This window comes from Salegentibacter flavus (genome assembly GCF_900115145.1).
GTDB lineage: Bacteria > Bacteroidota > Bacteroidia > Flavobacteriales > Flavobacteriaceae > Salegentibacter > Salegentibacter flavus.
Map to the genome: position 1 here is coordinate 26,849 of NZ_FOVL01000006.1, position 20,760 is coordinate 47,608.

A 20,760-nucleotide genomic window follows, 5' to 3' on the forward strand; every position below is an offset into this window, starting at 1 on the left:
AATGATACATAAATATGCAATCTGCTTTGGTGAGATCCTTATCGACGTTTTTCCCGATAAGGAACGGATTGGTGGCGCCCCGCTTAATGTGGCTTCCCGGCTTCAAAAGTTGGGGATAGCAACTCAAATGATAAGCCAGGTGGGAGAGGATGAAAATGGAAAAAAATTGCTATCCTATCTTGAGAATAATGGAGTTAATGCCGATCTGGTTTCGGTGACACCTCATTTTCCTTCAGGGGTGGTACAGGTGCAACTTTCAGCATCCGGTTCGGCGAGCTATGAGATTTCCTATCCCGCCGCCTGGGATAAGATTCAGCTTTCTGAGGAAATGAAAGAGGCAGTTAAAGAAGCCAATCTTATGATCTTCGGAAGTTTGGTATGCCGTGATGAGGTGAGCCGGGATACTTTGCTCGAACTTTTGTCTTATGCCAAATTCAGGGTTTTTGATGTGAATCTTAGACCACCGCATTACGAGAAGGAAATTCTTATTGAGCTAATGCAGAAAGCTGATTTCATCAAATTCAATGATGACGAACTTTTTGAGATCGCCGAAATACTGGGTTCTCCATTTCATTCCCTGGAACAGAATATTCATTTTCTGGCTGAAAAGACCAGCACCAAAGATATTTGTGTGACTAAAGGCCGGCACGGGGCAGTTTTATTGAAAGACGGAAAATTATATTACAACAGCGGATTCAAGATCAGCGTGAAAGATACCGTGGGTGCAGGAGATTCTTTCCTGGCTTCGCTTTTAGCCAAATTGTTTCAGGATGAAGAGCCTCAGCAGGCCTTGAATTTTGCCTGCGCGGTAGGAGCTTTAGTAGCCGGGCGGGAAGGCGCTAATCCCGAATTATCAGAAAAAGAAATAAACGGATTTCTTAGACCGGTTTAAGTCATTGAAATTAGTTCAGGCGATACCAGATTAAATCCATAAAACCCCTTGAGAAATCAAGGGTTTTGTTTTTTAAACGATTCATTTTTGAATTTCGGGCCAGCTTTTAGCCATAAAATTCTAAATTTCAATCTTTTTTTATTTAGTTCCAAAAATAAACGTATTCCAAAATAAGATGGTTTTTCAAATCGTCTAAAGACTATACTTAGAGTGTATTCTCTTTATAGTTGCTGAAAAATTTTTACTTCTAATGATTTCAGAATCCTAATCCGGGATTAGTGAAATTCTTTATACACCTTATAAGGATGTACTATGCAGATGGGAATTCTAATAAGTGGGTTAAGATTTAAATTCTTATTAAAAGATTAAATTCAATATCTTTCAATTCTAAATTTGATTTATTTTTTTGGAAGGTGGATTTTGATTTAATCAACTATTTAGGTTTAAAGTTGGAAAAATGATAACAACATCTTTATTCATATCTTGCCGTTTTCAATTGGAATTTCACGGTATACCCAACTTGAACCGAAATATCTACAGGTATTATCTTTTAAAATCGATAACTTAAAAGGAATATGGTTAAAAAATCCCCCATTTTCTTATTTGCTTTTTTGTGGGCTTTTATCGCCTGTGAGGAAGGAGATATAAAAAATATTGATGCTCCAGATTTAGATAAAGAACTAACTTCTTATGTGGATCCGTTTATTGGAACTGGTGGCCACGGACATACTTATCCGGGGGCGACCGTTCCATTTGGAATGATTCAACTTAGTCCTGATAATGGAATTAGCGGTTGGGACTGGTGTTCTGGTTATCATATTTCTGATGATGTTATTGCTGGTTTTTCACACCTTCATCTAAGCGGAACAGGAATTGGGGACCTGGCCGATTTACTTTTTATGCCGGTAAACAAGGAAATAGATTTGACCACCGAGGTTAACAGTAGGAAAGATATTGTTTATAAATCTAAGTTTAGTCATGAAAATGAAAAATCAAAGCCCGGATATTATCAGGTTTTTCTTGAGGATCATCAGGTAAACGTGGAGCTCACAAGTTCCCGGCGTACCGGCTATTCAAAATACACTTTTGCTGAAGCAGATATACAATCTGTAGTTCTGGATCTCGGGTTTGCAATTAATTGGGATAGTCCTACTGACACAAAGATCATTCTTGAGGATGATAAAACTATTAGTGGTTATAGGCATAGTACTGGCTGGGCCAGAAACCAAAAAGTCTTTTTTATTGCCGAATTTTCTAAGCCTATAACCTCTCATACATTAATTACAGAGGGCAAAAAGATAGAAGGAAAAAAAGCTGAAGGTGTTAAAACCTCTGCTCAATTGTTTTTTGATGAATCAACTGGTAGGGAAGTGCAACTTAAGTTGGCCTTGTCTTCTGTAAGTATCAATAATGCTAGGGAGAATCTCGACAAACAAGGGTTTCAGTTTGAAAAAATAAAAGAAAAAGCGAACAGGCTTTGGGAAGGATCCTTAAAAGATGTAAAAGTCCAAACTCCTATAGATTCTTTAAAAACTATATTTTACACCGCTTTATATCACTCTCAACTCGCTCCGGTAACGTTCAGCGATAAGAATGACGAGTTTAGAAAAGAAAGTGATAGTATTATTAAAGCTGAAGATTTTACAGCCTATTCCACCTTATCACTTTGGGATACTTTTAGAGCACAACAACCCTTACTTACCATAACTCATCCTAACAGGGTTTCAGATATTATTAATTCTATGCTGGAATATTATAAGACCAATGAAATTCTTCCGGTTTGGACGCTCTACGGAAATGAAACAAATACTATGACCGGTTACCACTCCATTCCCGTTATTACTGAAGCTTACTTAAAAGGGATTAGAGGTTTTGATGTTGAAGCGGCCTACGATGCTATGAAAAATACTATGATGCAAGACGATAGGGGCTTGGAATATTATAAAGAGTATGGTTATATTCCCTTCGAGCTGTTAGACGAGTCTGTAACAATTACCCTTGAATATGCATATAATGATTGGTGTGTTGCACGATTGGCCAAGGCTTTAGGCAAAACTAAAGATTACGAATATTTCTCCACCAGAGCTAAAGCCTATGAAAAGCTCTTCGACCCTGAAACCGGATTTATGCGAGGTAAGTCTAAAGATGGTCAAACCTGGAATACTCCTTTTGATCCCAAATTTTCCAATCATCGTGAAAACACTGATTATACCGAGGGCAATGCCTGGCAACATAGCTGGTTTGTTTTACATGAACCGGAGAATTTTATAGAGCTACACGGCGGCTCAGAAAAATTTACTAAAAAGCTAGAGCAGCTTTTTACAGAAAGTTCAGAAATAACAGGAGAAAATGCATCAGCCGATATTTCTGGGTTAATTGGGCAGTATGCTCACGGGAATGAACCCAGCCATCATATCGCTTATTTATTTAATAAAGCTGGTAAGCCCTGGAGAACCCAATATTGGGTTAGGGAAATCTTAAAAACGCAATATAGCACCAAACCTGATGGTTTAAGCGGGAATGAAGATGCAGGTCAAATGTCTGCCTGGTATGTTTTTAGTTCGATGGGACTATACCCCTTTAATCCGGCTTCAGCAGAATATGAAATTGGCAGTCCTTTATTTGAGAAATCTACCATCGATTTAGAAAACGGTAATAGATTTAGTATCCTGGCTAAAAATGTTTCCGATGATAATATTTATATCCAAGCTGCAACTTTAAATGGCGAAATATTCAACCAGACTTCTATTTCCCACGAAGAATTATTAGCAGGGGGAGAATTGATATTTAAAATGGGCAATAAACCCAATAAAAATTGGGGAGTAACAAAAGTAGCAGAATGATGGAGCTTGCGGATGTTCCCGTTATTTTGCGATATTTCAATTTCACACTTTCCATTGGTATTAAGATTTTAAAGAAAGCTTTTATCTTAGTGAGATGGTAGAAATTTTGAAAAATAATAACCTGTAGTTATGAAATTTAAACTCTTGCTAATTTTTAATCTGATACTGATAGCCAAATTTTCGTTTGCTCAGAATCCTCCAAGGTCTTATGTAGCTTATAAAACAATTGATGAGATTGAAATTGATGGGAAGGCTAGAGAAGCTTCCTGGCAAAAAGCTTCCGAGAGTGAAGATTTTATTGATATTGAGGGGGAAAAGGTTCCCAAATTTCAAACGAATATGAAAATAGTATACGATGAAGAATATCTTTATTTCTATGCTAAAATGGAAGAACCTCATATTTGGGCAACGCTTAAGCAACGCGATACTGTGATTTTTTATAACAATGACTTTGAAATTTTTATAGATCCGGATGGCGACACCCATAATTACATGGAGTTTGAAATGAACGCACTTAATACTGTGTGGGATCTTTTTATTGTAAAACCCTATCGTGAACCTGCACCTGTATTGGATAGCTGGGATATTCAGGGATTGAAATCGGCAGTACATATAGAGGGAACTTTAAACGATGCTTCAGATGTAGATCATTACTGGAGTGTTGAGGTAGCCATTCCCTGGGAAGTTTTAAAGGAAGCAAACTTGCATAATGAACTGCCGCAAGAGGAATTCTGGAGGATAAATTTTTCAAGGGTTAACTGGGATCACGATTTAATTGAAGGGAGATATTCCCGAAAAAAGAATGAAAATGAGGATTTTCTACCGGAATATAACTGGGTGTGGTCACCCCAGGGAGTTATTAATATGCACGAGCCTGAACATTGGGGGTATGTGTATTTTTCTTCGAAAGAGGTAGGGGAATTTGATGAATTTATTATTCCGCAGGACGAAAAAATCAGATGGGCCTTATACAGATTGTACCGCGGTCAAAAAGCATATTATAATGAATATAGTGAATGGGCCTCTAACCTAAAAGAAATTCAGAAAAAACCTCTAAAAGTCGATGGTCAGGTTTTAAAACCTAAACTGGAAAATCATCTCACCGGCTGGAACATCTCTGTGGAAAGTCCATTTACCGGAAAGCGCTACATCATTAGAGAAGATGGCAAATTTTTAAACTCCAAAATCTAAATTATATGAAAACTAAACTTTTACTAATTGCTTTATTGGCCTTCGGATTTACTTCCTGCCTGGATAACGTAAGTGCCGCTAAAAAAAACAAACAAAACACTACTGAAGAAAAACAGGACGATTTTAAATTTTGGGTATGGACCACTGCCGATGCGAAAAGAGCAGATTCCTCTTATACTTCAGAATTTAAAAAATACAGCGAAAATGGAATTGAAGCGGTATTAATAAATACGAATACAGATCCTGAATTATTATCCCGTTTAACTCCGTTGGCAAAAAAGGAAGGTCTGGAAGTTCACGCCTGGATCATGACAATGATCCGCCCGGGAGATAGTATAGCCCTTCAGCATCCAGATTGGTATGCCGTAAGTAGGGAAGGCAATAGTACGCACGATACCAGACCTTATGTGGATTATTACCAGTGGTTGTGCCCCACAAGAGAAGAATCACGGAATCATGTGTTAGGTTTAGTTGAAGGCCTTGCGAAGGTTGAAGGTGTAGCCAGCGTGCACCTGGATTATATAAGATTTTCTGATATTTTTCTGCCTATTGGTCTCTTGCCAAAATATGATTTGGAACAGGAAGAAGAACTTCCCGAATTTGATTTTTGTTACTGTGATGTTTGCATCGCTGAATTTGAGAAAATTCATCATAAAAATCCCCGGGATTTTGAAAATCCGGCGATTGATATGGAATGGAAACAATTCCGTTTAAACAAGATAAAAGCAGTGGTTGATGAGGCCTATGAAATTGCACATAGTAATAATAAAGAATTAACGGCCGCTGTTTTCCCCTATCCTGAAATGGCCGATCATATGGTGCGTCAGCGCTGGGATAAATGGAAAATTGACGCCGTTTTACCTATGATCTACCATAATTTTTATAATGAAGAGGTAGACTGGATTGGGTACGCTACAAAGCAAGGAGTGAAAGACCTAAAAGGTAGAAACACCGATTTGCATACAGGAATTTTTCTACCACCTATGAGTGCCGAGGAGGTTACCCGGGCTATTAAACTTGCAAAAGAAAATGGAGCTAAGGGTATTTCATTTTTCGATGGAAATGCTCTTACGGAAGCGCAACTTAAAGCCATAAAAGAAGCCAGTAAATAGTAGAGAGTAATGAGCAGAAGTAAATTGCGGAAATATTAAATGATAAATTTAAAAGCCGCCTGGTTCAGAGATAAGAATCAAAGGCCAATTTTTACTGTTTATTATTAATTCACCCGCCACAAAGAAGCAGTGCCTGGCTTTTTTTAGAGGAAATAATTGTGAAATAAAAATGTATCAAGCCCCCAGAATTTTCAGTAATGAGAAATAGATTAGTATTTTTAGTCCTGTTTATTTTTGTTCAGGGTACATCCGGACAAAACAATCCTGTAGAGTATGTGAATACCCGAATGGGGACAGATTCAGAGTTTAACCTTTCCAACGGTAATACGTATCCCGCTATTGCACTTCCCTGGGGAATGAATTTCTGGACACCCCAAACGGCTGAAATGGGAGACGGATGGACGTATAAATACGATGATTATAAAATCCGCGGAATCAAACAAACTCACCAGCCAAGTCCGTGGTTAAATGATTATGCAGCGTTTTCGCTGATGGCAGTGACCGGGGAGTTGAAATTTAAGGAAGAGGAAAGAGCTTCCTGGTTTTCGCATAAGGCTGAAACTGCAAAGCCGCATCACTATAGTGTCTATTTAGCCGACTATGATGTTATTGCGGAAGTTGCTCCAACCGAACGGGCTGCTCATTTCAAATTTACTTTTCCAGATTCAGATAGCTCCTATGTTGTTTTGGATGCTTTCAATAAAGGTTCTATGGTGAAGATCATTCCTGAGGAGCGTAAGATTATTGGTTATGCCAGGAATAACCATGGTGGTGTGCCTGAAAATTTCCATAATTATTTTGTTGCTGAATTTGATAAGGATTTTGAAGTTAGTCACACCTGGAAAGATGAGTGGGAGTTGCAACAAAATTCTAAAGAAGCAGAAGCCGATCACGTAGGAGCTATTATTGGTTTTAAAACTAAAAAAGGAGAAGAAGTTAATGTAAAAGTTGCCTCTTCCTTTATTAGTGCAGAACAGGCACAATTAAACCTTGATTCAGAAATTGGCGAAAGTGATTTTGAACAGGTAAAAACTAATGCCGAAAAAATATGGAACCAGGAACTTGGTCGAATAAAGGTAGAAGGAGAAAATACAGATCATATTAAAACCTTCTATTCAAGTCTGTATAGGGTTTTATTATTTCCGCGGAAATTCTATGAAATAAATAAAGAAGGAGAAAGGGTACATTGCAGCCCCTATAATGGCAAGGTCTTGCCAGGTTATATGTTTACCGATAATGGGTTTTGGGATACATTTAGAGCGGTATTTCCGTTTTTTAATTTGATGTATCCAGAACTGAATAGAAAAATAATGGCCGGTTTGGCGAATACCTACAAAGAATCTGGCTGGCTTCCGGAATGGGCAAGCCCCGGGCACAGAGATGTGATGATTGGCTCCAATTCTGCACCTATAATTGCCGACGCGTATTTAAAAGGGAATGTATATCCTGAAGACGTTGAGGTACTTTTTGAAGCAGTACTTAAAAACGCCAATGTTGAAGAAGGCCGTCCGGAAGCCTCGGTTGGACGTGAAGGTTTGGATTACTATAATGAATTGGGGTATGTACCATATAATGTAGGTATAAATGAAAATGCAGCCCGAACTCTGGAATATGCCTATGCCGATTGGACCATTGCGAAAATGGCGGAAGATTTGGACAGAAGAAAAGAGGTAAAACGTTTTAACCAGCAAGCCCTTAATTATAAAAAAATATTCGATTCGTCTACCAATTTAATGCGGGGTAAAAATGAAGATGGCAGTTTTCAGGAACCCTTTAATCCGCTTAAATGGGGCGATGCTTTTACCGAGGGAAACAGTTTACATTATACATGGTCTGTTTTTCAGGATATCGAAGGACTTATCAACTTAATGGGAGGTAATGAAGAGTTTACAGCAAAACTCGATGAGGTTTTTGAAATGCCACCAGAATTTGATGATTCATATTACGGATTCACCATTCATGAAATCAGGGAAATGCAAATTGTAAATATGGGAAATTATGCTCACGGAAATCAACCAATTCAGCATATGATCTATTTATACAATTATGCCGGAGAACCCTGGAAAACTCAGCAAAGAATCAGAGAGGTGCTAACTAAACTCTATGCACCAACTCCAGATGGTTATCCTGGGGATGAGGACAATGGGCAAACCTCTGCCTGGTATGTTTTCAGTTCATTGGGTTTTTATCCGGTCACTCCGGGAGCAGATCAATATGTAATGGGTAGTCCTATATTTGATAAGGCGACGCTAAAACTTCAGGATGGCAATGAATTTGAAATTATTGCCAAAAATAACTCAGAAGAAAATTTTTATATCAAAGAGGCTGAATTAAATGGAACTAGCTGGGATAAAACTTATTTGAATTACCAGGATATACAGAAGGGCGGAAGGTTGCAACTTGAAATGACCAATAGTCCTAATAAAAAAAGAGCTACTGGAGAAGAGGCTTTTCCCTTTTCAATGAGTTCTGATAAAAAATAAACGCTGTTTATGAAAAATGTCCTATTACTTGCCCTGGCTATTTTAACTATAGAATTTGGTCTTGCACAACAAGCTCCTGTAGATTATGTAAATCCGTTTATAGGTACTTCTAATTACGGAGCAACCAATCCCGGCGCTATAGCGCCGAGAGGAATGGCAAGTGTTTCTCCATTTAATGTTGCCGGGAGAATAGATCTTAATCCTTTGGAAAAGGACAGCCAATGGTTGTCTAATCCCTATGTTTATGAAAATAAATTTTTGACTGGTTTCTCTCACGTTAATTTAAGCGGAGTTGGCTGCCCCGATCTGGGAGTAATAATTTCCATGCCTACCACAGGAGCCTTAAAAACAAATCATCTGGAATATGGGTCTACTTATTCCAACGAAATCGCAAAGGCAGGATATTATTCCGCAGAATTGACAAAATATAATATTAAGGCAGAGGCTACTGCTTCAACCCGGGTAGGAGTGAGTCGTTATAGTTTTCCTGCCGGTGAGTCGAATATTTTACTAAACCTTGGGCTGGGATTAACCAACGAGCAGGGCGGGATGCTGAAAATTGTCTCTCCTAATGAGGTTGAGGGAATACGCACAGTAGGCTCTTTCTGTTATAATAATCCCGAAGCAGCATATCCGGTTTATTTTGTTGCAAAATTCTCTGAACCTGCCCATGAGTTTGGGGCCTGGAAAACACCTTACAAATATGAAGGTGAAGAAGCGCAATGGATGATTTACAATGGTAAGACCCGAATAAAAGAAGGTTTTACCCGAGAAGTCATTGGAGATAGTATAGGTGCATTCTTTAGTTATAATTTTGAACAACCTACGCAGGTAGAAGTGAAAATTGGAGTCTCCTACGTGAGTATTGAAAATGCTCGTGAGAATTTAGAACAGGAAGCAGGTCAGGCTTCCTTTGATGAGGTTTATAAAAAGACCCGTGATAAATGGAACGAAAAACTGAATAGAATTGAAGTTGAAGGAGGATCAGAAGATGATAAAATTATTTTTTATACCGCACTTTATCATACTCAAATTCATCCCAATATTTTAAATGATGTCAATGGTGAATATCCTGAAGTTTCCACAGGGAAAATTGGAAAAACTGAAGGAACCCGCTATACGGTATTTTCGCTATGGGATACTTATCGAAATTATCATCAGTTGATGAGTCTGGTATATCCGGAAGAACAAATACAGATGGTGAACTCCATGTTAGCAATGTATGATGAAAATGGCTGGCTGCCAAAATGGGAGCTAAATTCAACAGAAACATTCACTATGGTGGGAGATCCGGCAGCAGTGGTTATCTCGGATACCTATTTACGAGGCTTAACTGACTTTGATGTAGAAAAAGCTTATGAAGCGATGATAAAAAGCGCAACAGTTACAGAAAATAATCCTTTGCGCCCGGGTTTAACGGAATATCTTAAAAATGGCTATTTAAGTGTAGATAGCGGTGTGCCGGGACCGGTGTCAATTACATTAGAATATAATATTTCAGATTACGCCATTGCTCAATTGGCAAAAGCTCTGGGGAAAGAAGATGATTACAAAATGTTTTCTGATCGCTCTTTATCCTATCGAAATCTCTATAATCCCAAAACCGGATTTCTTCAGCCTAAACACATTAATGGAGAATGGTATAATCCTTTTAACCCAGAAGCCGGAGCTAATTTTGAAAAGAATGTGGGCTACATAGAAGGTAATGCCTGGCAATACCTGTTTATGGTGCCCCATGATATTGAGGGTCTGAAGAAGCTGATGGGTGGGGCAGAAGCATTTGATAGGAAACTGGATTTGGTTTTTGATGGAGGACACTATGATATGGCTAATGAGCCTGATATACTTTATCCTTACTTATATAATTATATTGAAGACAGTGAATATAAAACTTCAGCAAAGGTTACTGAACTTATAAAAAAATACTGCAAAAACAGCCCTGACGGTCTCCCCGGGAACGATGATACTGGAACTATGAGCGCTTGGGTTGTTTATTCTATGATGGGTTTTTATCCAGTTATTCCTGCAAATCCCATTTATACCTTTACAGAACCGGTTTTTGATATGGTGAAAATTAATCTTAACACCCAATACTACAAAAAGAAATCCATTATAATTGACTTCAGGTCATTGAATGACACTAACCCGACCATCGATTTTCCTACGACTCTTAAGCAGGGGTTTTTTATACATCACAATGCTTTTCTGAAATCAGATTGAGTTAATTTAAAAACTGTTAATAATTAATTAAAATTATAGTTTAAGTATACGTACTTCTTTCTATTTTAGCTTAAACATTTTCGTCTAGGTTTGTTATTTAGCTATTAAAATATGTTGTCGGTCGAAAACATTTCTGAATAGTTAATACTAACCTAAAATTTAACTAAATTTATAATCAAAAACATGCTGAAATGCGTGAAACAACTAATCAAAAACTAATTACACATGGGTAAAAAATTATTATTCCTGTTGGGATTAATGTTTTTTTCATTTAATCAAAACCTAATTGCACAGGAACAAACAGTAACAGGAACAGTAACTGATTCTGAGAACGGAATACCTTTACCAGGGGTTACTGTTTTGGAAAAAGGCACCAATAATGGTACCTCTACAGATTTTGACGGGAATTACTCTATCGAGGTTCCTGAAGATGCTATTTTGGTATTTTCCATGATAGGTTTTGTGAACCAGGAAATCCCGGTTGGCGGGCAAAACACAGTGAACTTATCACTATCCCCCGATATGGAGGCTCTTGATGAGGTGGTAGTAACCTCTTTAGGATTAACAAGAGAGAAAAAATCATTAGGTTACTCAGTAACCGAACTGGATTCAGATGAAGTGAATACGGTTAAAGATTATAACGTAGCCAGTTCCCTGGTGGGTAAAGTTGCCGGTCTGGTTGTTAATCAAGCTAGCGGAGTAGGTTCAGGATCGCGTATTACTATTCGTGGTAATAATACCTTAACAGGAAATAACCAGGCCCTTGTAGTGGTAGATGGTATTCCAATTGATGCCTCTGGAAATGAATCTGGAGGAAGTATATACAACAGTACCGTAACGGGTGGAGGTATTACAGATATTAACCCAGCCGATATCGAGTCTGTTTCTGTTCTTAAAGGCCCTAATGCGGCAGCATTATATGGGTCTCGTGCAGCAAGTGGGGTGATTTTAATTACTACAAAGAGAGGAAAAAGAGGAGCTGGTTTAGGTATCTCGGTAAATTCCAATATTTCATTAGAAGAAACCATGTTTTTACCTGAATTTCAAAATGAATATGGACAGGGAACCAATGGTGCTGTTTATTCAGATTTGGATAATTTCGGGTCTAGTTCCTGGGGACCCCGTTTAGACGGTTCTCAACAATTATATTACACTGGAGAAGAAAGGGCTTATACAGCACAACCCGATAATGTTAAAGATTTCTTTGAAACAGGGGTTAAAAGTATCAATACCATTTCTATGGATCAGGGCGGCGAAAATCATAGCGTAAGATTTTCTTACACAAACAACCAAACGACCTCTGTGATTCCAAATTCCGAACTACACAGTCATAATTTAAATCTTAGAGGTGTCATTGACCTCTCTGATAAATTAACGTTGGATAGTAAAGCCACCTATTTTACACAAGAATTAGAAAATAGAGTAAATGTGGGTACAGAAGGGGTTTTAGCTTATGTTTATAGAATGCCGAGAAACGTAGCTATAGATGACTTAAAAAAATATAAACCATCCTTGTGGAGTAATCCTGAGATGTTCCCCGATGAATATGGGGCTATTAGTTTTGCGGGACAAAATAAAAGTATGGGTAACCCCTACTGGATGTTAAATCAGGACACTAATGATGAACGAAGAGATCGCTTTCTTGGGTTCTCTAAATTAAATTATGAGTTTAATGATTGGCTCTCAGCATTTATTCGAATTGGTGGGGATGTCACCAATGTTAGAAGTGAGTATATCCAGGACTATGGTCACCACTTCTTCTATGATGGAAGACTTAATTTTTCCAATCGTAAGAATGTAGAGATTAACAGTGACTTTTTATTTACAGCAAATAAAGACCTCTCTGAAAAATTAAACCTTGTTGCCAATGTTGGAGGGAGTTTGTCAAAACGAACTTTTGAAGGAATGAGCGTAAGGGGGTCTCAATTTAGATTGCCTACACGTACTTTTCTGAATAATACCAATGTTCAAACCAGTACCCATACACCACTTGGAACCAAAAAAATAAATTCTCTTTACGGATCTTTTAGCTTTTCGTATGACGATTTTATGTACTTGGATCTAACGGCTAGAAATGATTGGTCATCTACCTTAAGCGAAGAAAATAGATCTTTTTTCTACCCTTCTGTGAGTTACTCCTTATTAATTGATCGTTTTCTAGATCCTAATAATGATGTCTTTGATATGCTGAAGTTAAGAGCAAGTTGGGCAGAAGTAGGTAACGATACAGGTGTTTATCAACTTTACCAGACATTTAGTGTGCCTACACAAGGGTATCTTGGACTTACGGTATTAGAAGGGCCAAGTGTGAAATTGAATCCTGATCTACAACCAGAAAGTGTGAAATCGACTGAGTTTGGAGTTGAGTTCAATATGTTTCAGAATAGGTTATATGGTGATTTCTCGGTTTATCAAATTGTTACCACCGATATGATTTTCAATGTTCCTGTGCCTTTTTCTACAGGTTATAGTTATTACAAAGAGAATGTAGGTGAGGTTAAAAATAATGGTATTGAGTTCATGGTAGGAGGTATTCCAATTAAAACAGATGATTTTAGATGGGATGTTTCCGTTAACTTCTCCAGGAATGAAAATGAATTAGTGGAATTGATAGATGGGTTGGATTATACTGTCTTAAATTCTCTTGGAGGCCTTTCAGTTAGAGCTGAAGTAGGAGGTGGAATTGGTGATATCTATGGTACAACCTGGAAGACCAATGAGAATGGGGAAAGACTAGTTAATGCGGAAGGTTTCCCTGTAGCGTCCAATGACAGGGAATTATTAGGGAATGCCCAACCAGATTTCATTGGAGGTCTTACCAATACCTTCCGATACAAAAACTGGAATTTACGCTTCCTGATCGATGGACGATTTGGAGGAGAAATTTACTCTGCAACCTCATCCTACCTGGATGCGGCCGGGGTATCAGAAAGAAGCCTGCAATATCGTGACCAGGGGGTAACCATAGATGCCATTAATGAAGGAACCGGTGAGCAGAATGACACTCAAATAAGTGCACAGCAATACTGGAGTAGTTACTCAGGCATTACCTCAAATTATGTATATGACCAAACAAATGTGCGATTAAGAGAGTTTGCACTTACTTACAGATTACCTAGCGAGATGATCGGAAATACTGGGTTAAATTCTGCTTCAATCGGTCTTATTGGTAGAAACCTTTTCTTCCTTTATAAAGATGCTGAAGATATAGACCCTGATGCTTCAATAGGTACAGGTCTTTCGGGACAGGGTATCTCATTGAACAATGCACCAACTATTCGTAGTCTTGGTTTAAACATAAATATTAATTTTTAATATAAAAGAATTATGAAAGGAATTATAAAGACAATAGGTGCAACATTGTTGTTAGTCTTTTCACTTACAGGTTGTTCGGATTTTGAAGAGATCAACACAAGACCGGATGCCTTTGGATCTGATGAAGTTAGTGCGAAATACTTTCTTACCGGTATCCAGATTGAACTATATGCCCCTAATCGCTTCCCCTATTGGCGGGCACAACTTATACATGCTGATCGGTTTGCTGGCCAATTTACCTTCGGGTACAACGGTTGTTGGTGGTCTGGTTCCCTAGCCTATAATTATAGTGCGGGGTATACAGATGCTGCATATAATTGGATGGCAGGTTATGTAAGTAACTTAAGTGTCTATCAGAACTTCGTGAAAGAAGGCGGGGATCTGGAGAATGAAAACTTTTATGCTATAGGCCTTATTATGAAAGGACTTTATTACCAGATGTATACGGATACCTTTGGTATGGTTCCATATTCTGAGGCTTTGAACCCGGATATTATCACCCCAAAACTGGATGAACAGGCCCAGATTTACCAGGGGGTAATAGAAGAGCTGGATCAGGCTATGGCCATCATTGGAAGTCAATCTGTAACTGGAGAGGGAATTGAGTATTTGGAGGAAAACGATCTTTTCTTCCATGGTAATCTTCAGCAATGGAAAAAACTGGCTAATACCTTAAAATTAAGGATGGCTTTAAGAGCCCAGGGTGCTTCAGGAGCTTCTTTTGCTGAAACCGCAATTTCCGAAGCCCTCCAGGCTCCGCTGTTAAGCACAGAGATGGACAATGCCTTAATGGAGAAGGATACAGAAATCGATCAATTTGGAAATGCCGCTTATGGTGATATATGGCATAATTTCGGTGGGGTTGGTTCTCACTGGAATGTTGGCAAAACCCTGGTGGATTACCTAAGGGATAATAATGATCCAAGGTTATCCAAATATGCTAAACCGATTTTCGGAGGTGATTTTACATTCACCAGACCAGCAGAAGGGTCAGCCGCTTCATTATTTGAAAAACACCTTGACTTTGTTTTGGGGGAATTGGATAATGCAGGAGTACCTTATACCAGAGAAGATTCTGGGGATGAAGTTTTTATCAGTGTGCCCCAGGATGAAGAATATTATGTAGGGCAGCCCTCGCGTTTGAATGCTGAAATTTACCCACATGTTAAGAACGATTTGTTTTCTGAACCTGCAGACTGGATAATCAATCCGAAGAACCAGGGAGAGGAAATATTCCCAGAAGTGGTATTTACTGCTGCAGAAGGTAACTTCTTACAAGCTGAGGCTATCGTGAAAGGATTAAGTTCCGGGGATGCCCAGGCTCTTTACCAGGAAGGAATAAGACAGGCGATGAAAATCTGGAGAGTAGAAGACAGCGAAATAGACGAGTTTCTAGCTAATGAAGAAATGGCTCTGTTAAATGGAACAGATGAGGAAAACCTTGAAAAAATAGCCGTTCAGAGATGGATCGCTGCTTATACTGATGGATTTGAAGCATGGGCCATAGTCAGAGATACTGGATATCCGGTTGAACTGGCTAACGGAGTTTCAGATTATGATATTTATTCTGCAGGAACTCTTAATGGTAAATATCCTCAGCGTATGAGATATGGAAACCAGGAGTATAATACTAACGGTGCAAATGTTGAAGCAGCCATCCAAATACAAGGTCCTGATGAACAGGGAACCGAGTTATGGTGGGCAGAGAATTAGTCAACTTGTTTAAACTTTGATTGTTTATCACAGGGGTCATCTTCTATTAAGAAAGATGACCCCTTATATTTTCTAAAACTAAAACTCAATTCAATTATGAAAAGAAGAAATTTCATAAGAAAGACTGGCTTAACAGGTTTAGGACTTTCAGTAATGCCTACTTCTTATTCAATAAATTCTCTAGAAGAATTTATTGCTCCTGCTTTTAAGCCTGTTTGTATAACCACCTGGAATTTTCACGAAGCTAACAAAAAAGCCGGAAAATTACTGGATAATAAAACTTCGGCTTTAGATGCAGTTGAGCAAGGTGTTCGTGTGGAAGAAAAAAATATTAAAAACCATACCGTAGGAAACGGTGGGACGCCAGACAGAGATGGTTTTGTTACCCTCGATGCCAGTATAATGGGCCCCGATGGGGACTGTGGTAGTGTAGCTTTTCTGCAGAATATAGAGCATCCAATTTCTGTTGCAAGAAAAATTATGGAGAGGACTCCCCATAAAATGCTTGTAGGGAAAGGAGCTTATAGCTTTGCTATAAATAATGGTTTTAAACCTAAAAATCTTCTAAGTCCTGAATCCAGGGAAAAATGGGAGGAATGGTTAGAGCATAAAGATTATAAGCCCATTATTAATATTGAAAATCACGATACGATTGGAATGTTGTGTTTAGACCAAAATGGAGATATGGCAGGAGCATGTACAACTTCCGGTTTAGCTTATAAAATGCATGGTAGAGTTGGGGATTCGCCAATCATAGGTTCCGGATTGTTTGTAGATAATGAAGTTGGCGGTGCTGTTGCCACCGGTTTGGGCGAAGAAATAATGAAGAATGTAAGCAGCTTTCTTATCGTTGAGTTAATGAGACAAGGCAAGTCCCCTCAGGAATCATGTGAAATTGCTATGCAACGTTTAATCTCCAAAAATCCCAGCTATAATGATTTTCAGGTGGCTTTTCTTGCTTTGAACAAAAAAGGCGAGGTTGGGAGTTTCTGCATTCATCAAGGTTTTACATTTATGAAATATGCTAAGACTATAAATGAGAATATTAGCAGCAAATCCCTTTTATAAAAAAATTATACTAGATCCAAGTGTGAAAGCTTAACTCCTGTTTTTATGAAGACTAAAAAATACAAAACTGCCTTTATCTTCTTAACGGCATTATTTTTCCTTTGGGGTTTTATAACCGTATTAGTCGATTCCCTAATTCCAAGGTTAAGAGAGGTCTTTGATCTAACCTATTTTCAGTCGGGAATGGTACAGTTTGCATTTTTTGGTGCTTTTTTCTTACTCTCTATTCCGTCAGGTTATATTCTTTCAAAAATTGGTTATAAAAAGGGTATTATTCTTGGTTTAAGCACAATGGCATTAGGTTGTCTTCTTTTTTATCCTGCCGCCTCTTATCGTATTTTCGGTATTTTTATGTTAGGTTATTTTACTCTTGCCGCTGGAATCACCATCCTGCAGGTTGCCGCTAATCCGTATGTTACTGTTTTAGGGCCGGAAGAAACAGCTTCCAGCCGTTTAAATCTCTCACAGGCCTTTAATTCGCTTGGAACTGCCATTGCTCCTGCTTTAGGCGCCTTATTTATTCTACAGGATAGAGTGAAAAGCACTGCTGAAATCCAGGTTTTAGATTCAATATCCCAAAAAACTTATTATATCGCTGAAGCATCAGCGGTACAATTACCATTTCTTGGGATCGCGGCTTTTATAGCCATAATTGCCCTGATTTTCTTTTTTGTAGATCTGCCAAAAGTTAGTGATAAAGAGGATTCAAATGACTACAGAAAAGTGCTGAAGAATCCAAATCTAATCTTAGGGGCAATAGGGATCTTTTGCTATGTTGGCGCCGAAGTTTCTTTGGGAAGTTATATGGTGAATTATTTTTTAAACCTCGACCTCGCTGAAACGGTACGGACGACTTCCTTTATGCGAACAATTGCAGGGTGGATCCTGACTAGTGGAGTAACAGCTTCCAGTGATATGGCAGTAGTAGGTGTTTTTGTTAGCTTTTACTGGACAGGTGCTATGGTAGGCCGTTTTATTGGTTCTTATCTCACAACAATTTTTAATCCTGCCAGAGTACTAAGTTTTTTTGCCCTGGGGGCGATTGTTATGATTTTAGTATCGATTACCCTGGTTGGTCTTCCCGCAATGTGGGCTATTATAGCGGTTGGATTTTTTAACTCGATTATGTTTCCCACAATTTTTAGCCTCGCCCTGAAAGGTTTAGGGGACGATAGAGCACAGGGCTCAGGAATTCTATGTACGATGATTGTAGGCGGGGCGATTATTCCCCCGGCCTATGGATTTTTAACAGATTCTTTTAATTTTAATATTGCATTTATTTTAATAATATGCTGCTATGCCTACATTCTCTTCTATGCCTTCAGAAATAAAAGGAAAATGGTGTTGACTTAGAACAGGTCTTGATAGCCTGGGTTATGACAATTATTATCCATTGATATGAAAGAAATTCAAAGTGTCTCTAATGATATCTTAGCAGAAATAATAATTTATTTGCAATGTGATAGATAAAACTGCCTGAAAATTCCTTACTCATACACCGAATGCTCTTTCCAGTAAGAAATTTCAGGTGGCCCGGCAAGAAAGGCCTGGGATTCAGTTTTAAACTGTTTGAGGTGTTCCGTTTCCATGTGCTCATTCTTATAGTAGTCTTCGTCGTTCCATACCTCGTAGAGCATAATATTAGAATTATCGTTTTTGTCTACGTGAAGTTTGATCTGAACGAAATGGTCTTCCTTCTCAACATTTTCTATGAGGCGTTCCATACTTGCCAGGGCGTCTATATTCTTATTGGGAAGGGTTTTGTATTTAACCAGGACGATAACTTCTTCGCCCTCTTCTTTGTTACAGGAAGTAAAACCTAGCACAATTAGGCTTATAAATAATAAGAGAATATTTTTTTTCATAACTATGATATTTTAATTGGATGTATCTATCAAAAATACAGCTTTCTACTGAAATAATGAGGGGTTCAATATTTCCTGAAAAAAACAACAATATATTCTAAAACATTCTAAGACCAGAATTTTATAATTTAACTCAACTCAAATCCCACTTTCCTGGTAATTGGAAATCAATTTGGGTGTTTTTATTATCTCCTTTTGGCCCTCTTACTTCTATTACTCACTAAATTCTTATCTTGGGAAAAGATTTAGTATACCCAATTTAGCTGTTCCATGCATAAACTCAATTTCAGAATCCCACATTTTAGATCATTACTTCTTTTACTGTTGGTATGTCTTTTTCTGCCTTTTAATGCTGAGGCTCAAATTCTGGGGGCTCCGGCTGAAAAGGAAGATAAAGAGGAAAAAATTCCGGAAGATCCGTTGGGTCGTAGAAGCCCACGAGGAACGGTAACGGGGTTTATTGATGCTATGGCTGGCCAAAATTATTCACGGGCTGCCAGATACCTTGAACTTTCCAGTATTTCAAATCAAGAGAAACGCGAGGAAATTGTGCAGGTTTTGCTAAGGCTGCTCGACCAGGGAGGGGATATTCTGCCTTATTCTCTCATCAGTAAAAATCCGGAGGGACGCACCGATGACAACCTGGATCAGGATACAGACAGGATTGGGAGCATTTCTGCCGATGGAGAGGTTATAGACATCCTTCTGGTTCAAACAAGGGACGAAAATGCTAATCCTGTATGGTTGTTTTCAGAAGAAAGTTTAAGTCAGATCGCTTCGTTAACGCTGGACCGAAGGGCTCTTGTTAACCGTATAATGCCAGAATTTTTACAGAATCGTATTTGGGGAGGGGTGCCTGCCGGGCAATGGATAATCGCCGTGCTACTTATCTTTTTGAGCTATGCTCTGGCCTGGAGCCTTATAAGTTTTATCACTTTTCTCCTTCCCAGACTATTGAAAGCTGCCAAAGAAGATCCGGTTTCAGGGATTATCGGGGCTCTTAAATTGCCCTTAATGCTTTATGCTGCGGTTTGGATCTTCGTGATTTTCTCTCGAAACCTGGGATTATCTATTATAATAAGACAGAAATTCAGTGTGCTCATCATCATTATTGGCATAGCGGCCTTACTTATACTCTTATGGCGCTTATCTGATTTCCTGGGAAAGTATTCTCAACAAAAGATGATTCTAAGAGGAAATCCTTCCGGGGTCTCAATAGTCTTGTTTCTGCAGAGAGCTGTAAAAATAGCCATAGTGATCTTTGGAGTTATTGCAATTTTAGGAATACTGGGGATTAATGTTACCGCTGGGCTTGCAGCACTGGGGATTGGAGGTATAGCTCTTGCCCTGGGAGCCCAAAAAACAATTGAAAACTTCGTAGGGAGTGTTACCCTTATCGCCGACAGGCCAATACGGGTAGGCGATTTTTGCCGCGTAGGAGAGATTTTAGGAACTGTAGAGAAAATAGGAGTGAGATCTACCCGAATCCGTACACTGGATCGTACCCTGGTGACCATTCCCAATGGCGCCTTTTCATCTGATACTATTGAGAATTATGCTCATCGTGATAAATTTCGGTTTCATAGCATTATTAACTTCCGTTATGAAACCAGTCCCGACCAGCTGAGGTTTCTCCTGGCAGAATTACGGAAGGTTCTGTATGCTCACCCCAAGGTTTTTGAAGATCCTGCCCGAATTAGATTTATTGGTTTTGGGTCCAGCTCCCTGGATATTGAGATTTTTGCTTATTTAAACGCCTTAGATTATAACGAGTTTTTGGAAATTAAAGAAGACCTCATGCTCTTAATGATGGACGTGGTAGAACGCAGTGGTACCGATTTCGCCTTTCCTTCTCAAACACTTTATTTTGCCAAAGATGAGGGGCTCTCCAAAGAAAAAGGAGAAATTGCAGAAAACCAGGTGAAAAAATGGCGGGAAAAAGGCGAAATGCCCATTCCTAAATACAGTGAAGAGCAGATCGAATCGCTGCGATCGTCGCTCGATTATCCGCCTAAAGGATCAGTGGCCCGAAAAGAATCACCGGAAAATTGAGTTGAA

12 protein-coding genes are annotated in these 20,760 nt (G+C 38.7%); 11 read left to right on the forward strand and 1 reads right to left on the reverse strand.

The features are described from left to right. Position 1 precedes the first annotated feature (1 nt). From BM266_RS06240 to BM266_RS06285, 10 genes are all read left to right on the forward strand, one after another. Complete coding sequence (locus tag BM266_RS06240) at positions 2–892, forward strand: carbohydrate kinase family protein (protein WP_093407276.1); 891 nt, start codon at positions 2–4, stop codon at positions 890–892. Positions 893–1,467: 575 nt separating this feature from the next. Beyond that, positions 1,468–3,735 (forward strand): GH92 family glycosyl hydrolase, encoded by a 2,268-nt coding sequence (locus BM266_RS06245; RefSeq protein ID WP_093407278.1) that lies wholly within the window; start codon positions 1,468–1,470, stop codon positions 3,733–3,735. Between the two features lie 129 nt (positions 3,736–3,864). Beyond that, positions 3,865–4,926, forward strand: a complete 1,062-nt coding sequence (locus tag BM266_RS06250; RefSeq protein WP_093407281.1) for a carbohydrate-binding family 9-like protein — start codon at positions 3,865–3,867, stop codon at positions 4,924–4,926. A gap of 5 nt (positions 4,927–4,931) precedes the next feature. After that, the gene (locus BM266_RS06255; protein ID WP_093407283.1) at positions 4,932–6,038 is read left to right on the forward strand and encodes a family 10 glycosylhydrolase; all 1,107 of its coding nucleotides are present in this window, start codon (positions 4,932–4,934) and stop codon (positions 6,036–6,038) included. Between the two features lie 197 nt (positions 6,039–6,235). Further along, complete coding sequence (locus tag BM266_RS06260; RefSeq protein WP_093407286.1) at positions 6,236–8,521, forward strand: GH92 family glycosyl hydrolase; 2,286 nt, start codon at positions 6,236–6,238, stop codon at positions 8,519–8,521. Positions 8,522–8,530: 9 nt separating this feature from the next. Continuing rightward, a complete protein-coding gene (locus BM266_RS06265; RefSeq protein WP_093407288.1) occupies positions 8,531–10,741 on the forward strand; it encodes a GH92 family glycosyl hydrolase in 2,211 nt (736 codons plus the stop codon). Positions 10,742–10,966: 225 nt separating this feature from the next. Then, complete coding sequence (locus BM266_RS06270; protein WP_093407291.1) at positions 10,967–14,056, forward strand: SusC/RagA family TonB-linked outer membrane protein; 3,090 nt, start codon at positions 10,967–10,969, stop codon at positions 14,054–14,056. A gap of 12 nt (positions 14,057–14,068) precedes the next feature. Then, a complete protein-coding gene (locus tag BM266_RS06275; protein WP_093407293.1) occupies positions 14,069–15,769 on the forward strand; it encodes a SusD/RagB family nutrient-binding outer membrane lipoprotein in 1,701 nt (566 codons plus the stop codon). Between the two features lie 96 nt (positions 15,770–15,865). Continuing rightward, positions 15,866–16,837: a glycosylasparaginase gene (locus BM266_RS06280; protein ID WP_093407295.1), complete on the forward strand. Its 972-nt coding sequence runs from the start codon at positions 15,866–15,868 to the stop codon at positions 16,835–16,837. Between the two features lie 45 nt (positions 16,838–16,882). Beyond that, the gene (locus BM266_RS06285; protein WP_093407298.1) at positions 16,883–18,190 is read left to right on the forward strand and encodes a sugar MFS transporter; all 1,308 of its coding nucleotides are present in this window, start codon (positions 16,883–16,885) and stop codon (positions 18,188–18,190) included. Positions 18,191–18,324: 134 nt separating this feature from the next. Here the strand turns inward: BM266_RS06285 and BM266_RS06290 are convergent, their stop codons facing one another. Continuing rightward, the gene (locus BM266_RS06290) at positions 18,325–18,702 is read right to left on the reverse strand and encodes a putative quinol monooxygenase (RefSeq protein ID WP_093407301.1); all 378 of its coding nucleotides are present in this window, start codon (positions 18,700–18,702) and stop codon (positions 18,325–18,327) included. 270 nt (positions 18,703–18,972) lie between these two features. On the opposite strand from BM266_RS06290, the gene BM266_RS06295 reads away from it, so the two are divergent. Continuing rightward, a complete protein-coding gene (locus tag BM266_RS06295; protein WP_093407303.1) occupies positions 18,973–20,754 on the forward strand; it encodes a mechanosensitive ion channel family protein in 1,782 nt (593 codons plus the stop codon). Positions 20,755–20,760: the final 6 nt, after the last annotated feature.

Coding starts and splice junctions, on each gene's coding strand:
- BM266_RS06295 (WP_093407303.1), top strand. CDS start 18,973: ATGCATAAACTCAATTTCAGAATCCCACATTTTAGATCATTACTTCTT.
- BM266_RS06270 (WP_093407291.1), top strand. CDS start 10,967: ATGGGTAAAAAATTATTATTCCTGTTGGGATTAATGTTTTTTTCATTT.
- BM266_RS06290 (WP_093407301.1), bottom strand. CDS start 18,702: ATGAAAAAAAATATTCTCTTATTATTTATAAGCCTAATTGTGCTAGGT.
- BM266_RS06285 (WP_093407298.1), top strand. CDS start 16,883: ATGAAGACTAAAAAATACAAAACTGCCTTTATCTTCTTAACGGCATTA.
- BM266_RS06240 (WP_093407276.1), top strand. CDS start 2: ATGATACATAAATATGCAATCTGCTTTGGTGAGATCCTTATCGACGTT.
- BM266_RS06255 (WP_093407283.1), top strand. CDS start 4,932: ATGAAAACTAAACTTTTACTAATTGCTTTATTGGCCTTCGGATTTACT.
- BM266_RS06250 (WP_093407281.1), top strand. CDS start 3,865: ATGAAATTTAAACTCTTGCTAATTTTTAATCTGATACTGATAGCCAAA.
- BM266_RS06245 (WP_093407278.1), top strand. CDS start 1,468: ATGGTTAAAAAATCCCCCATTTTCTTATTTGCTTTTTTGTGGGCTTTT.
- BM266_RS06260 (WP_093407286.1), top strand. CDS start 6,236: ATGAGAAATAGATTAGTATTTTTAGTCCTGTTTATTTTTGTTCAGGGT.
- BM266_RS06265 (WP_093407288.1), top strand. CDS start 8,531: ATGAAAAATGTCCTATTACTTGCCCTGGCTATTTTAACTATAGAATTT.
- BM266_RS06280 (WP_093407295.1), top strand. CDS start 15,866: ATGAAAAGAAGAAATTTCATAAGAAAGACTGGCTTAACAGGTTTAGGA.
- BM266_RS06275 (WP_093407293.1), top strand. CDS start 14,069: ATGAAAGGAATTATAAAGACAATAGGTGCAACATTGTTGTTAGTCTTT.